At 41.4% G+C, this 14,765-nt stretch carries 11 protein-coding genes and 1 tRNA gene; 6 read left to right on the plus strand and 6 right to left on the minus strand.

The annotated features are described in order from the left end of the window. Nucleotides 1-101: 101 nt before the first annotated feature. The 4 genes from HCG69_RS12900 to aroA all read right to left on the minus strand — a co-directional run bounded on the left by HCG69_RS12900 (nt 102) and on the right by aroA (nt 5,799). Nucleotides 102-3,194: a tetratricopeptide repeat protein gene (locus HCG69_RS12900; protein WP_221650362.1), complete on the minus strand. Its 3,093-nt coding sequence runs from the start codon at nt 3,192-3,194 to the stop codon at nt 102-104. Further along, the gene (locus tag HCG69_RS12905; RefSeq protein WP_007484033.1) at nt 3,191-3,982 is read right to left on the minus strand and encodes a metal ABC transporter permease; all 792 of its coding nucleotides are present in this window, start codon (nt 3,980-3,982) and stop codon (nt 3,191-3,193) included. Before HCG69_RS12905 ends, HCG69_RS12900 begins: the two co-directional genes overlap by 4 nt. Before the next feature lie 56 nt (nt 3,983-4,038). Continuing rightward, nucleotides 4,039-4,461, minus strand: coding sequence for a phospholipase (locus tag HCG69_RS12910; RefSeq protein WP_195350515.1), 423 nt, complete (start codon nt 4,459-4,461; stop codon nt 4,039-4,041). Between the two features lie 108 nt (nt 4,462-4,569). Then, nucleotides 4,570-5,799 (minus strand): 3-phosphoshikimate 1-carboxyvinyltransferase, encoded by a 1,230-nt coding sequence (gene aroA, locus HCG69_RS12915; protein WP_221650363.1) that lies wholly within the window; start codon nt 5,797-5,799, stop codon nt 4,570-4,572. 236 nt (nt 5,800-6,035) lie between these two features. On the opposite strand from aroA, the gene HCG69_RS12920 reads away from it, so the two are divergent. From HCG69_RS12920 to HCG69_RS12930, 3 genes are read left to right on the plus strand one after another with little or no spacing between them, the layout of a single operon-like run. Next, nucleotides 6,036-6,365, plus strand: a complete 330-nt coding sequence (locus tag HCG69_RS12920) for a hypothetical protein (RefSeq protein ID WP_289297176.1) — start codon at nt 6,036-6,038, stop codon at nt 6,363-6,365. Nucleotides 6,366-6,413: 48 nt separating this feature from the next. Then, the gene (locus tag HCG69_RS12925; RefSeq protein WP_221650405.1) at nt 6,414-8,570 is read left to right on the plus strand and encodes a TonB-dependent receptor; all 2,157 of its coding nucleotides are present in this window, start codon (nt 6,414-6,416) and stop codon (nt 8,568-8,570) included. Then, nucleotides 8,567-9,034, plus strand: coding sequence for a DUF4625 domain-containing protein (locus tag HCG69_RS12930; protein ID WP_221650364.1), 468 nt, complete (start codon nt 8,567-8,569; stop codon nt 9,032-9,034). The genes HCG69_RS12925 and HCG69_RS12930 overlap by 4 nt, the downstream gene beginning before the upstream one ends. A gap of 149 nt (nt 9,035-9,183) precedes the next feature. Here the strand turns inward: HCG69_RS12930 and HCG69_RS12935 are convergent. Beyond that, nucleotides 9,184-9,257, minus strand: a tRNA-Pro gene (locus HCG69_RS12935). Between the two features lie 289 nt (nt 9,258-9,546). Here HCG69_RS12935 and HCG69_RS12940 point away from each other — a divergent pair. Then, complete coding sequence (locus HCG69_RS12940) at nt 9,547-10,413, plus strand: AraC family transcriptional regulator (protein ID WP_221650365.1); 867 nt, start codon at nt 9,547-9,549, stop codon at nt 10,411-10,413. A 20-nt stretch (nt 10,414-10,433) separates the two neighbouring features. Continuing rightward, nucleotides 10,434-13,121 (plus strand): ATP-binding protein, encoded by a 2,688-nt coding sequence (locus tag HCG69_RS12945; protein WP_221650366.1) that lies wholly within the window; start codon nt 10,434-10,436, stop codon nt 13,119-13,121. Nucleotides 13,122-13,159: 38 nt separating this feature from the next. Here HCG69_RS12945 and aroB read toward each other — a convergent pair whose 3' ends face one another. After that, nucleotides 13,160-14,221, minus strand: coding sequence for a 3-dehydroquinate synthase (gene aroB / locus HCG69_RS12950; protein WP_221650367.1), 1,062 nt, complete (start codon nt 14,219-14,221; stop codon nt 13,160-13,162). A gap of 81 nt (nt 14,222-14,302) precedes the next feature. Here aroB and HCG69_RS12955 point away from each other — a divergent pair, with 81 nt between their 5' ends. Next, on the plus strand, nt 14,303-14,707 hold the full coding sequence (locus tag HCG69_RS12955; protein ID WP_221650368.1) for a hypothetical protein: 405 nt from the start codon (nt 14,303-14,305) through the stop codon (nt 14,705-14,707). Nucleotides 14,708-14,765: the final 58 nt, after the last annotated feature.

Here is a 14,765-nt window from a genome sequence, read left to right on the forward strand (position 1 = left end):
GGTGCTTCCCGCACGGGGAGATACGTCAAGCGATAAACACTATCATACGGCCACCATCGCCTGTCGAACCTCCCCGCGCGGGAAGCGCCGGGAAGCACCGCCTAGAAGTAGTTGGTGCCGGGGGATTGTTGTATCTCTTCGCCTTCATCTTCTTCTGCCGGGGTGGTTCCATCGACCGGTGGAAGGTTCAGTAAGGGTTCATCCAGTGTACTTCCATCGATGGGTACTTCTTCCTCTGTCGGATAAGGATCGAATGTCTTCTTATAGAACACATCATAATCGTCGAAGCTATAGAATTGGTTCAACAGTTCATAATTGGCTTGTGAGATAAGGACGGCCCGCATTCCACTGAGACGTTCGTTCATATGTGGGTCAGCGTAAAGCTGACGTTGGTAATACTGTGCCTCCTCATAGTTGGCAAATGAACTGATGACGAGTCGTCCGATACCCCGGTCGTGGGAGAAGGAGAGGTCAAAGTTCTTCACCATGAAGGATGAGAAGTTGTAACGGGCTACTTCGTAAAGCAGTTGGTTCTCGTTTACTTTTCCTTCTTCGTAGGCCAGTATGAATAAGTAAGGTGTATTACGTTCGGCAGTAAAGACATGCGTACTGTCCATTCCGGCTATACGCGTACTGTCTGCCAGGTCTTCCGCACTTCTGCGCGACCAGATACTACCAAAGGAGATACTGCCTTCTGCCAGCAGACGCCCTTCCTGTACCCCTTTCAGGATGTGGGCGGCAAGATCGGTGATCTCATTTTCCGGGTACTGTTGCACAAGCTCTTTCAGCTCGGCCAGGAATTGCTTCTGATCCCCTACCTGCAAGGCACTTACGGCATGCAGGAACATAAATTTCGGACGATGCTGCCCCATTGGATATTTATTGAAAGAGTATTCCGCATTAGCCACTACCTGTTTGTAATTGCCTACCATGTATTCCTTATAAGTATTGGCATAAAGCGAATCTTCCAGGTGCTTGCCATGTACGGCGATGTAGGCAAAGTCAGGATCGGCGAGCATCTTGGCATACTTGCTATCCGGGAAACGGTCTATAAGTTCCTGCTTGTAAATGTTGGCATCTGCCATGCGATCCATACGTCCCAGCATGAGATAAAGATTATAGTATGCCACATCCAGTTGGCCGAAGTCCGGGAAGTTATGAATCAACCGTCCGAGGGAATGCTCAGCGCGAGGGAAGTTCTCCATCCTGTCTTTGAATATCATTCCCATGTTGAACAGACCGTCTGACAAGATTTCGTTAGAGGCAGCCATTGCTTCCTCCGTCAACGGAATCTGTTGCAGGTAGAAGATCGGATTCTTTTCATCGATAGCAGCGGTAGAAGTCGTATCAGCAGGAAGCTGAGAATCATTCTCTTTATTGCCTGCCGCATCTCCCTCCGTGGATATCTGAGAGCCCTCTTCATTGCTTATCGTATCTTCCTGCGCGGGAAGCGCCGCTTCATCGTAGTTGATCGGTTCGAAATCGTCCAGGGCAACCACTGTTTTGTTTCTCCGCCGCCAGTTATCTTCCAGTTTGCGTCGTCCCCACAGCCGTTGGAAGTCAGCTTTACCTTGTGTTACTGCTTGCGAATTATAGAAATACCAGGAGTCATCTCCCGTAGGTATTGTAGGTTGCGTTGTAGTAGGCTGCTGTGGGGCATTGGCGGCGTTTTCGGCAGCAATAGACTCACGCAGTGCATCCCGTTCGGCTTCTTTTGCCAGCCGTTTCGCCTCCTCTTCTTTCCGGATAACACGGGCTATCAATGTGTCGATCACCACCATCCGTGCGGCACTATCCAGTGATGCCAGATGTTGCAGGCTATCCTGCAACTCCACAGCTGTAGAGTAGGGCACCAGTTCGTCCAGTATTTCAGAACGTTTCGTGATCTCTTCATATTGCGTATGCGTCTTCTCCAGCAACCCGATAGCGTCGGAGTAAGCCGTTTGTGCTTCCACATACCGCCCCATCTCCCAGCAGAGATTGCCCAGCGTGAGTTGCAGAATCCCTTTCTCCACCCCTCCGCGTGTACTCTTCTCCACCCCTAAGTCATATTCCTTAATCGCCTGCACCGTATCCCCCGCCGCCAGGTAAATATTCCCCAGTGCATAATAAATCTGATCCAGGTAATCCTTATTCTTATCACTCCGCGTCATGCGTCGCAGTTTATCCGTCGCCTTCTTTATTTCCGCCGCCTGGCGCACCTCCCCGACCGGGAAGGCCTCTGTTTGGCGGATACGTGCATTTAGCTCCATTTCGTAGGGAGGGCTCAATTTGATAACCTTTCCGTAAGCCTGATAGGCTTTGGCATGATCTTGCAGAAGCTGGTATACTTGTCCCAGGAGATAGTATTGGCGCGCCTTCTGCCGCTTATTCTTTTCATTTTTAATGGTAGTAAGCAGATGCGGGATCGCTTCCCGGTAGCGTTGGCTACCCAGCAGATAATGCCCGTAAGTTCGTGAATAGGCAGGAGCGAGGGTATAGGGCAGACTGTCGTTATTTACTTTTAGAAGAACATCTTCTGCATCATAATACCATCCCATCTGTGTATAGCACTGGGCAAGCCAGATACGTGCTTCTACTGTAATCTTGGGCTGACCGGTGTATAGGCGCGCAATGTATGAGAATGTTGCAGCTGCTTCGGGAAAGTCTCCTTTCTGAAACTGTGCTTTCCCCATTAACATCCAGGCCTTGTGCAGAAAAGGGTTGAATTCCCGGCGTGCCAGCCATTGTTTGTATTCCTCTGTGTAGCGTTTGCCCTGTTTTCGTTGAGGCTTCCGTTTGATGGAATGTACTGCGATAGCCTTCTGGGATTTTTCTATAGCCCGTTCAAAATCACCACTGCCGGTTCCCACAGTTGATTTATTGCCAATAGGATAGAGTGGGATCATCTCCATATAGTTGTCCTTGTTGCCCTGTTCAATAGCTTTGCATCCCGATTTGTATGCTTCATTTCCGTTAAAGTATACGTTATACCGGGTAGTCATTGCATGATAAAAACGGCTTCCCGCTGTGTTCTTCTTGGTAGAACAGCCGGTAAATAATATGCCAATGATAAATAATGTGCCAATGTGCCAATGTGCTAATGTGCTAATTACCTTGCAAATCATAGCGCAGCCCATTACCTTACGGATCATAGCGCAGCCAATTGGCACATTGTCACATTGGCACATTGGCACATTATTCATATTATTCATCTTTTTATCACTTTGCATACGGCATAAATAAGGATAGATACAAATATGATAGAGGCTCCCGAAGGTACTTTCCAGTGATAAGAAACGAACAGCCCACCCAGACATCCCAAAAAGCCGATACCGATAGATAACCAGATGATCCGTTTAAAACTATAAGTGAACAGATTGGCTGTCATTTGTGGAATAGTAAGTAATGAGATAGCCAATACAATACCAACCATGCGCAGGCAAGAAACAATTGTCAGTGCTATGAACATCATCAGCAAATACTCAAATACTGCTACGGGAATTCCCTGGGAGCGGGCAAATTCACGGTCGAATGCTACATAGATAATAGGATGGATGAACAGGCAGAAGAAGATGATAAGTACTATAGCCAGTAATCCCAGCATTAGCAAGTCCCCTCTTGTGATAGTCAGAATATTACCAAACAGATAGGCTGATAAATCCGGTGCAAATCCGGGTGAAAGAAAACTGAACATAATACCTAATGCCATTCCGAGTGTCCAGAATACTGCAATGGCAGAATCTTCACGCATATCTTTTCGCTTACTGAGCCACTCAACTCCGAAAGCTGATAATACCGAAAACACGGCAGCCGAAAGAATGGGCGATATACCTGCAAATAACCCCAGGCCGATACCGCCGAATGAAGCATGTGTAATTCCTCCGCTGATAAACACCAGCCGGCGCGTCACTATGTAAGTGCCGATAATACCGCAGGCTATGCTGGCCAACAGGCTACCCAGGAGGGCATGCTGAAAAAAGGTATATTGTAACAGATCCATTCAGATACTTAACTTACTAATTATTAATAACGGCAGAAAGGTACTACTTATTATAATCAGGGATGCATTCTCCGTTCTCCGATGATAAGGAATACCTCGTCTTTCAGATTATCGGGAAGGTTGATACCTCTTAGTTGCAGGCTACGAACCCAACCGGCTACATCTGTTTCCTGCATCGTATAGAATACATCACGAAACATTTCCATTTCTTCCTCCGTGTATGTTTCCGGTGCCCGGCCAATGAATTGATCCAGTTCCTCATCATCATAATATTCTATCTCCTTACTGACGGCAGCCAGCAAACTGTCTTTTTCGCAGACTTCATGTTGTCCGCAACATTCTATGTCTGCTTCTTTCACTTCGGGAAAGCTTTCCAACTCTCCGTTTTCTATCTTTTTCTGCAACCTTCTGTTGCGGATGTGTCCGGCAATTAATGCTACGAGGGTGAGTAGCAACAGACTTACGATCAGTATCCACATAATTCTAAATCTCTCATTTTGTGCAAAGGTACTGATTTATTTACCACAGAGGATACAGATTAACACAGATTATAGAGAAATGAGAAATTGAGGTAACCTTGTAATGTTTCATTCTTTATTTTCTATTTGGAAACCTGCTTGTTTCAGATTCTCCCAATAAGCAGGATAAGATTTGGAAACAACCTGTGGCTCTGCAATGTACATTTCCGGAAAACGCAGTGCTGCCGGAGCAAAAGCCATTGCCATACGATGATCTTCATAAGTTTGTATTACGGGCTGTGCTTCGGGTTGGCAGCGTTCACCGTCCCAAATCAATATACTGTCTTGTGCATCCTGGAGTATGTATCCCAATTTTCGGAGTTCTGCTTTTAGCGCAAAGATACGGTCGGTCTCTTTTATCTTGAGACTTTGCAATCCTGTGAATCGGAATGGAATGTCGAGCAGGCAACAGGTCACAGCAAAGGTTTGCGCCAGGTCGGGGATATCAACGAAGTCTTCGTTTAGCTGCTCGACAAGTCTGTTGCTCTTTTTGAGAAGTACACCTTCATGAGTAAATTCAGTTGTTATGCCCAGGCGTGAAAATACTTCGGCTCCGCGACTGTCTCCCTGATAACTGTTACGGAACAAACCGATGAGTTCAATTTCTGCCTGTTCGGACAAGGCGGCTATCTGATACCAGTAGGAAGCGGCACTCCAGTCACTCTCTACCATAAAGGATACCGGAGTATAAGGTTTCGGAGCTACCTCGATACTGTTTTCCGAAGTCCATGCGGCTTTTGCACCAAACTCTTTCATCAGTTGTAATGTAAGGTTGATGTACGGGAGAGAGATGATTTCACCGGTAAGATGCAGGCGTAATCCATTTTTCAGAACCGGACCGATCATCAGTAAGGCGGAAATATACTGTGAACTGACATTGCCTTTCAGGGTTAGTTCGTTGCCTTTTAGTTCAGTTCCATGAATACGTAAAGGAGGAAAACCTTCCTTACCGGCATATTCTATTTGTGCACCCAGTTCACGGAGTGCATTGACCAGTATTTGTATCGGGCGTTGTTGCATCCGCTCCGTTCCGGTGAGAATATGTGTGCCTTGTACAGTACTTAGGTATGCGGTAAGAAAACGCATCGCTGTTCCGGCAGCCATGATGTCTATGGTTTCGTTGTTCTCTGCCAGTGCTTTGATCATTACTAATGTATCATCGCAGTCGGACAAATTGCATGGAGGAGTTGTCCCCTGGGCCAGTGCATTAATGATGAGTGCACGGTTACTGATACTTTTGGAGGCAGGGAGTTGTATAGTGGTCCTCACTACAGAGGGAGCTGATAGTTTGTAACGCATGGTCATAATTCGAATAGTGATTAATATATGTGCAAAAATAAGGATTTATTTTTGCATAATTCAACTATCAGGGTAGTAGATGTATTAATATACCTATCTATTGGTAAAATAAGGTCTGTTTTATGAAAAGATATACAATATAGTTGCATATATAGAGGCGGATACATACCTTTGCGACATTCCCTTATTGATGTATTTATAACCCTATAACTTATCAACTTAAAAACAAAGACCCGGTGAAGAGGAATATTAGAAAAAGAGTCTGCATTTCATGGTTGTTGCTTGCAACATTCATGCCTTTCTTTGTGGTGAAGGCACTCCATCATCACGGAGAAGATAATGCTGTATCTTCTTCTTGTTCGGACACTCATCATTCTCACCATTCTCATAATGCTTGTGATGACTGTCTTATCTGTCAATTTTCTCTTTCTCTTTTTACGGAAGCCATATCATTTGATTTTACTCTTATATTACCGCTCATTTCCTATGAACGTGTTACTTACCCCGAAAAGATAGCTTATACGCTTTCTTATTCACATTATTTGCGTGCACCTCCGATGGCATAATTATCTATATAATCTTTTCACAGTATTATAAACAATAAATTGTAAATGATGCGTATCGGAATTATTTCGGGCGTGTTAGGGCTATGCTTTGCCCTGGCTGTCCATGCGCAAAAGTCCGATTCAATCAAGAGTGTGTCTTTGTCTGAAGTGGTGGTTACGGAGTCGTATCAACAACATCAGATGAAAAAGACTGCACTTACGGTAGATGTTGCGAACAAAGACTTTTTGCGGAAGAATTTTACAGGTAATCTTATGCAGGCGATGGCCAATATTCCTGGTGTACAGGCAATGGACATCGGTGTAGGCACCTCTAAACCAATGATCCGGGGGATGGGATTTAACCGGATTGTAGTATTGGAAAATGGTGTGAAACAGGAAGGGCAACAATGGGGTGCAGACCATGGATTGGAATTGGATGCTTTCAACGTGGATGCCGTTAATGTACTGAAAGGCCCTTCTTCACTTCTTTACGGAAGTGATGCTATGGGGGGAGTGATCGATATAACACCTGCTGTTGTTCCCTTGACTAATCAATTCTTTGGTGAAGCGGCACTTTTGGGAAAGTCGGTTAATGGAACGGTAGGAGGTTCTGTTATGTTAGGATTCAGGAAGAATGCATGGTTTACGAAAATGCGTTATTCTGAGCAACATTTCGGAGATTATCATGTGCCGGCAGATACGGTGATTTATCTCACTCAAAAGATGCCGTTGTATGGACGGAAACTAAAGAATACAGCTGGACTTGAACGCAATGTCAGTTTCTTTACTCAGTATCATCACAAGGACTATAAGTCTGATTATGCGGTTAGTAATGTGTTTCAGAAGAATGGTTTCTTTCCCGGAGCACATGGTATACCCGATATTTCCCGTCTGCAAGATGATGGGGATAGTCGTAATATTGAGTTGCCTTTTAGCCAAGTGAATCACTTGAAGTTTACCACCCATCAGCAGTATGCTTGGGAAAGTATACTGCTATCCGGTGATTTTGGCTATCAGAACAATCATCGGGAAGAGTGGAGTGCTTTTCATACACATTATGGAACACAGCCTCTGCCGGAAAAAGATCCTGATAAAGAATTAGCTTTTATGCTTCATACTTTTAGCTCTTCGGTTAAGCTGCGTTTGTTTGGTTCTCCTTCCTGGGAGCATACTGCTGGCTGGGATAGTCAATATCAGCAGAACAGTATTTCCGGATATTCTTTTCTGTTGCCGGAATATCACCGTTTCTCTACCGGATTGCTATGGCTCACTACTTATCGTCCGAATAATACCTTTTCTGTTTCGGGAGGAATACGTTACGATTATGGTACAATTCATATTTCGGCTCATGAAGATAACTATCTGGCAACTTATCTGGAGGGTCAGGGGTATGATAGTGAGCAGGTGGATTTTTATCGCTGGAATAGTCATAAGGTCGATCGTCGTTTCGGAGACTATTCTCTTTCGTTGGGAGTAGTGTGGAATCCGTTACCGGCACATTTGGTAAAAGTGAATTTAGGACGTAGCTTTCGTTTGCCCGGAGCCAATGAACTTGCTTCTAACGGAGTACATCATGGCACTTTCCGTCATGAACAGGGAGATGCTTCACTTGCTTCCGAACAGGGATGGCAACTGGATACTTCTTATCTTTTGGAGCAGAAAGGATTATCCGTGTCTGTTTCCCCATATGTGAGTTGGTTCAGTAATTATATCTTTCTGCATCCCACCGGAGAATGGTCTGTATTGCCTCATGCCGGGCAAATTTATCGGTATACAGGTGCAGAAGCTCTGTTTGCAGGGATAGAAGCATCGTTTAGTATCGATTTCCTACATCGGTTGAATTATCGTTTTTCCGGTGAGTATGTTTATACTTATAATTGTGACGAGCATATACCACTGAGTTTTTCACCTCCTGCTTCTATGCGTAACGTACTAACCTGGCAGAAGAACCTATTTACAGTCTATGCCGAGTGGCAATCTGTTGCTTCGCAAAACCGTGTAGATCGTAATGAAGACCGCACTCCGGGAGCTAACTTGTTTCACCTTGGAGGAACTCTGAATTTTTCGATAGGAGGGACGAAGGTAGAAATAACTCTGACTGCCCGGAATATATTCGATACCCGTTATTACAATCATCTTAGTTTTTACCGGAAGATGGAAATTCCTGAACCGGGGAGAAACTTTCAGTTATTAATCAAAGTACCCATTAAACAGTTATTAAAATGAAAACAAAAATTTATTTCACAACTATATTAGTTATCTCTGTTCTTGCATTTTTTTCTTGTGATAAGGAAGATAGTGATACAACCAAACCGATGATTGACCTTCATGAGCCTGCCGAGGGGCAAGCTTTGTTGATTGGTTCGGAAAAAGGAGTACACTTTGAAATGGATCTTTCGGATGACGTCATGCTGAAATCTTATAAAATAGATATCCATAATAATTTTGATCATCATTCGCATGGAAGAACCAGAGCAGAAGGAGGAATTCCATTTGTTTTTAACCGTTCGTATGACGTTTCCAACAAGAAGAATGTACATATTCATCATCACGATATAGTAATTCCTGCAGATGCAACTCCGGGAGATTATCATTTAATGGTATATTGTACAGATGCAGCAGGCAATGAAAATTATATTGCCCGTAGTATAGTACTTAGTACAACGGCAGACGAAGATCATGACGAGTAGTCTGAAAAAAGCAATTGTTTGAAAGTTGCACTGTTCCTTATTAAAAAGAATGTTATATATACAAAGATTATATAGTGCACTTCCGGATACAATAGCCTAAATAAAAAAGGTTAGTAATCATAAAATTACTAACCTTTTTTTCAATTCAGTCGGGATGACAAGATTCGAACTTGCGACCACACGCCCCCCAGACGCGTACTCTACCGGGCTGAGCTACATCCCGAATTGCGGATGCAAAAGTAGTGCTTTATTTTGAAATAGCAAGGGAATCGAATAAATTATTTTATTTCAAGTCTATTGTGTGTTGAAAATGAGTCAATTGCTAAAGTATAAAGGAGTTGCTAAAAAAACTGTAGTATGTTTCTTTATAAAACTTTAAAGGGTTCCAGTTTGTTTATGAAAGAATCTAAATAGCGTGGACTTTTTTTCTGTAATATAATACCAAGATTCCGGTCTTTGCTATATAAAAGTTGGTTATATTATATTTTTGTGCATTAATACATAATCGGCAAATGACAAACAAAATAAAAAAAGAGATATTAGAGATTAATGCTTTTGGTGAAGAATTCAGAATTTGTAGAAATTTGAAATATCTTCCTTTGACTACTTATCCCTCTTATACCCAGATAGGGCTGATCGTTTTTTGTTTGAAGGGCAGCGCACGTATTAATATACATGATAATGAACATTTATTGTCTGAAAATCAATTGGCTGTTTTTTTTCCGGGGCAGCTTATTTCATGTACAGATATTAGTGATGACTTTTTAACGCTTACTCTCAATCTTTCGTCCACTTTTTATGATGATATTCTAAGTGGGATGCGCCGTTTTTCTCCTCATTTTTTTGTGTATATGAGAAGCCATTTCTGGTTTCCTTTAAATGAACGTGAGGTTGCTGGCTTTTATGGCTATTTTAACTTAATTTCTGATCGGGTAAAGCGGGAACAGTTTGCCTATCGGAGAGAGGCATTGATACATTTGTTGAGGTTCTTTTATCTTGATTTGTATAATACCTATCTTGATAGTTCCTTATTGATGGGAGGAACAAAGCCGGATGCCCGTAAAGAAGAATTGGCTAATCAGTTCTTTAAACTGATTATGTTATATTATAAGGAGAATAGAGAGGTGGCTTTTTATGCTGATAAACTATGCATAACTTCTAAATACCTGTCAGCGGTTATTAAAGAAGTGAGCGGGAAAACGGCTAAAGATTGGATAATTGAGTATATGGTTTTAGAGATTAAAGCTTTGCTTAAGAATTCAACTTTAAATATTCAGCAAATTGCTATTAAGACAAATTTTGCAAATCAGTCGTCACTGGGACGTTTTTTCAGGAAACATACCGGAATGTCACTTTTAGAGTATAGAATGCAGAAATGAAACAAACAAGAGATAATTTTATGTTAAAACGAAGATTTGTATATACAATTGTACTTCTACACTTCTTCCTCCTCAATTCATTTGCGGTAGGTTCGCTTGTGAAAGAGGAATGTATCCTTTTTATCAATGCTAATTCGGCTCTTTCGCCTTTAAGCAATCACATTATTAGTGAACTTATATATAAATTGCCTGTCGAATATAAAGGTATGACTATAGCATCTGAAAACCTTAATTTGATGCGGATATATGATGAACAACGGATGGATACAATCCGAAGGGATTTGTTTGCTAAATATGAAAACAGTAATCCGAGACTTATTATTATTATGGGGGGGAATACATGGGCCCTGATTCATAAAGAGTTGGAGGAGCGGTGGAAAGATACACCGGTTATTTTGTTTACAGAGAAAAACTACATCGGTCCTGTTGATGCTTATTTGCAGAAGACATCTATAACCCGTGAAGAACAAATACCAATACGAAATATTATAAAAGGGCGTAATATAACTTTAGTTTATGCACCGTTTTATGTAAAAGAAACAATTGATTTGATGTATCAGCAGATACCGAATATGAATAAGCTGATCTTTATATCAGATCGTAGATGGTTTAGTGTTCAAAATCGGCAGGAGGTAGCAGAAACTGTGGTGAAATATTTTCCGGATTTGCGATTACGCTTTTTTACTGAAGGACAGGAAAATATAAAAGAGGTAATTGATTCTCTCAAACAAGCTGATAAAAATACGGGAATATTATATTCGGCATGGGAAAACTATGATTCGTCTTCCGCTGATGTGGCGTTGTTACCACGTACCTATAAGAGGATAAATCAATATTCTGCACAACCGATATTTACATTGACTGATATGATTGGGCAGACTGGTTTGTTAGGCGGTTATTTTTCTTTGTCGAAAGATATCAGCAAAGCCATAGCCAATATTAGTCATAAGATATTAAGTGGAGTAAAGGCATCTGATATACCTGCAACGAAGGTTTATGCCGGGCCGGTTTTCAATTATGAAGAATTGCTTAGAGCTAATTTATATCCTGATCTTTGCCCTCCGAACACGTTTTTTTATTACAAGCCTGTGAGTTTTATCGAGAAGAATAAATATATCTTGGCTACTATATTGCTGTGTGTACTTTTTGGAATAATTATCTTATTAGTACGTATCTATTTTCTGAGTAATATTCGTAAAATGCAATCAAAGCAGATTCAGCTGATGAGCAATTACAATAATTTGTTCAATGACATGCCTGTTCTTTATCTGAGGTGCAGATTGATAAAAGGAGAAGATGGGAAAGTTGATGATTATGTAATTAGCGACGTTAATCCAAGTTTTGAAAGACATTTTTATAAGAAAGAAGATGCTTTAAACAAACGGGGGAGTGTATTGAATAGTTCAGAGGTTTTTGCCAAACTAAAAGAATATATGGGGATGGCCGATCGGGAACAAAAACCAGTATCTTTTTCAATGCATGCGATGAATGGGCATAACTATGATGTACTTGTTATGGTTTCCAATCTTCCGGAAGTGGTTAATGTTTTCTGCATGGATACTACAGAACTAATTCATACACGCCAATCCTTACGAACGATTAATCATAAATTGTCTATGGCACTTGGTATTGCTGATATTACTCCTTGGAAATGGAGCTTGAAGGAGGATAATGTTTGGTTTGATAAAAGTAAGCTAATTGAAGACGATGAAAGATTTGTTGTGAAAGAAGGAGCTTTTGCTGTTCCTGTTTCACAAATTATGAAAAGTATTCATAGTGAGGATATAAAACGTGTGAAGAAGTTGTTTCAGGAACTGAAGGATGGTAAAAGAGAAAAAGTGAATGAACAGTTTCGCGTTTTTGCAGCTTCAAAAGGAGACTATGACTGGGTAGAAACGTGGGCTGTAGTTGATGAGGTGGATAAAGAGGGGCAACCACTTGCTCTTATCGGTTCTGTTTTGGTTATTACTGACAGAAAGAAGATGGAGCAAGAACTCATTGTTGCAAAGGAAAAAGCTGAAGAGGCAAACCGGCTTAAGTCGGCATTTATTGCTAATATAAGCCATGAAATACGTACTCCGTTAAATGCTATTATTGGATTTTCCAGCATACTCGATACCGTTCAAACGGAGAAAGAACGTAAGGAGTATTTACGTATCATAGAGCACAATAATCAATTGTTGCTTCAATTGGTTAATGATATTATTGATCTGTCGAAGATTGAGGCAGGAGCATTGGAACTTGTAACTTCTAATGTCTATCTGGATGACATGATGAGAGAGTTGGAAAGAGCTTTTCGTCCGAAAGCTAATACTGCTCATTTATCATTGAAATTTGATGACCAGCATGCCGAGTGTTATGTTAATGCAGATCGTAACAGGCTGATACAGGTATTGAATAATTTAATCTCGAATGCGATTAAGTTCACTGCTGAAGGAAGTGTGCATTTTGGTTTTTCCCGGTTAGATAATGGTATGCTTCGTTTTTACGTCACTGATACCGGACATGGCATCCCGAAAGAATATCAAAAAAAGATATTCGGACGCTTTGTGAAACTGAATAGTTTTGTTCAGGGTATTGGACTGGGACTCTCAATAGGTGAAACGATTGTGAAATGTATGGGAGGTGAAATTGGAGTTGAATCAAAAGAGGGTAAGGGGGCCACTTTCTGGTTTACAATACCCTATCAAGAGGTAAATTTGCAGTAGAAAGAGTAAACTACTGCAAACTTACTTATACATTAAATTTATATTCCCATACATTCCCGATAGAAATCGAACATCTCAAAGATCAGATCTTTATCAGCAGTTTGGTTAATGCTGATATCTCCGATATCTTTCAGCAAAGTAAAGTTAATTACTCCCGCTTTGTTCTTTTTATCGTGTAACATGAAAGCGTAAAGTTGTTCGTATTGTTTACAGTCGAAAGCGAAAATGCCATAGTTCTCCTTTATAAACTGTATGGTTTGTCGCATCTTGTCTTTGGGAAATCCGGCTTTAAGGTGTGACAGATACAGTTCGCAGACAATTCCCCATGCCACAGCATATCCGTGAAGAACAGGACGGTTTTCTGCGAGTGCCAGACTTTCAAATGCGTGTCCTACGGTGTGTCCCAGGTTCAATGCTTTACGTATACCATGTTCAAAGGGATCTTGTTCAACAATATTCTCTTTTACCTGTACAGATTGTCCTACAAGCTGTTTCAGATAGCTGTAATCAATACTTTCTGTATTAAAATTGAGCAATTCTGTCCAGTGAGCTGTATTGCTGATGAGTCCGTGTTTCAACATCTCCGCATAGCCGGAGAAAAAGTTTTGAGTGTCCAGGCTCCGAAGGAATTCTGTTTCGACCAGTACGCAGTTTGCAGGAGCAAATACGCCAACTTCGTTTTTTAGTCCGTTGAAGTTAATCCCGGTTTTCCCTCCAACAGATGCATCTACCATCGCTAATAATGTAGTAGGAACATTAATGTAGGCAAATCCTCTCTTGAAAGTGGCGGCGGCAAAACCTCCCAGGTCTGTTATCATTCCTCCCCCTAAATTAATGAGCAGCGAATGCCGGGTAGCTCCCTTATCACTCAGCACTTGCCATACGGAAGCCAGGGTCTCCAGCGTTTTGTGTATATCACCCGCTCCAATTGTTATTTCGATTGCATCTTTCAGATAAGATACTTCCTTCATTTGAGGCATACAAAGGCGGTGAGTATGTTCATCAGTCAGGATGAACAGGCGGTCGTACGGGCACCTCTCTATGGCCTGACCAAGACTCAACTCCAGATTCTTACATAGGATAACTTCTTGCTTACTCATAATTCAATTTGCTTTTTCTACTGCAAAAGTATATAAAATATCTTTTTTTGCTTACTTTTGTCTCATTAAAACGTCAAATCAATGAAAGCATTACTACCTGTCTATTGCCGTCCTCTGGGATATGTAATCCTGGTCTTCGCTCTTTTTATCCCTTTTATTCTCGTGATGATGGGAAAAGTGACTGATACTAATCTTCTGTTTTACAAGGAATGTACTAAGCTCCTGATGATAGTGGGTGCATTGATGATTATTTTTGCTTTATCCAAAAGTGAGAGTCGTGAGACAGAGCAAATACGTAACTCAGCTACACGTAATGCTATCTTTTTTACCGTATTGTTTGTTTTTGGCGGAATGCTTTATCGGGTAGCTACCGGAGACTTAATAACGGTAGATACTTCTTCCTTTTTGACTTTCCTCATTATGAATGTTCTTTGCCTTGAATTCGGGATGAAAAAGGCAATGGTAGATAAAATATTTAAAAGATAATTGTAGTCTCATTAAACCTTTTGCGTTGCCAATTGTCAAAAAAGCAATTGTTATTATT

Origin of the sequence: Bacteroides sp. K03, from assembly GCF_019734355.1 — a bacterium.
Classification (GTDB): Bacteria; Bacteroidota; Bacteroidia; order Bacteroidales; family Bacteroidaceae; genus Bacteroides; species Bacteroides nordii.

What these genes read in the sequence shown, in the direction of transcription:
- HCG69_RS12925 (WP_221650405.1), top strand. Translation starts at nt 6,414, where the DNA reads ATGCGTATCGGAATTATTTCGGGCGTGTTAGGGCTATGCTTTGCCCTG.
- HCG69_RS12905 (WP_007484033.1), bottom strand. Translation starts at nt 3,982, where the DNA reads ATGGATCTGTTACAATATACCTTTTTTCAGCATGCCCTCCTGGGTAGC.
- HCG69_RS12940 (WP_221650365.1), top strand. Translation starts at nt 9,547, where the DNA reads ATGACAAACAAAATAAAAAAAGAGATATTAGAGATTAATGCTTTTGGT.
- HCG69_RS12955 (WP_221650368.1), top strand. Translation starts at nt 14,303, where the DNA reads ATGAAAGCATTACTACCTGTCTATTGCCGTCCTCTGGGATATGTAATC.
- HCG69_RS12900 (WP_221650362.1), bottom strand. Translation starts at nt 3,194, where the DNA reads ATGAATAATATGAATAATGTGCCAATGTGCCAATGTGACAATGTGCCA.
- HCG69_RS12910 (WP_195350515.1), bottom strand. Translation starts at nt 4,461, where the DNA reads ATGTGGATACTGATCGTAAGTCTGTTGCTACTCACCCTCGTAGCATTA.
- aroB (WP_221650367.1), bottom strand. Translation starts at nt 14,221, where the DNA reads ATGAGTAAGCAAGAAGTTATCCTATGTAAGAATCTGGAGTTGAGTCTT.
- HCG69_RS12945 (WP_221650366.1), top strand. Translation starts at nt 10,434, where the DNA reads ATGTTAAAACGAAGATTTGTATATACAATTGTACTTCTACACTTCTTC.
- HCG69_RS12930 (WP_221650364.1), top strand. Translation starts at nt 8,567, where the DNA reads ATGAAAACAAAAATTTATTTCACAACTATATTAGTTATCTCTGTTCTT.
- aroA (WP_221650363.1), bottom strand. Translation starts at nt 5,799, where the DNA reads ATGCGTTACAAACTATCAGCTCCCTCTGTAGTGAGGACCACTATACAA.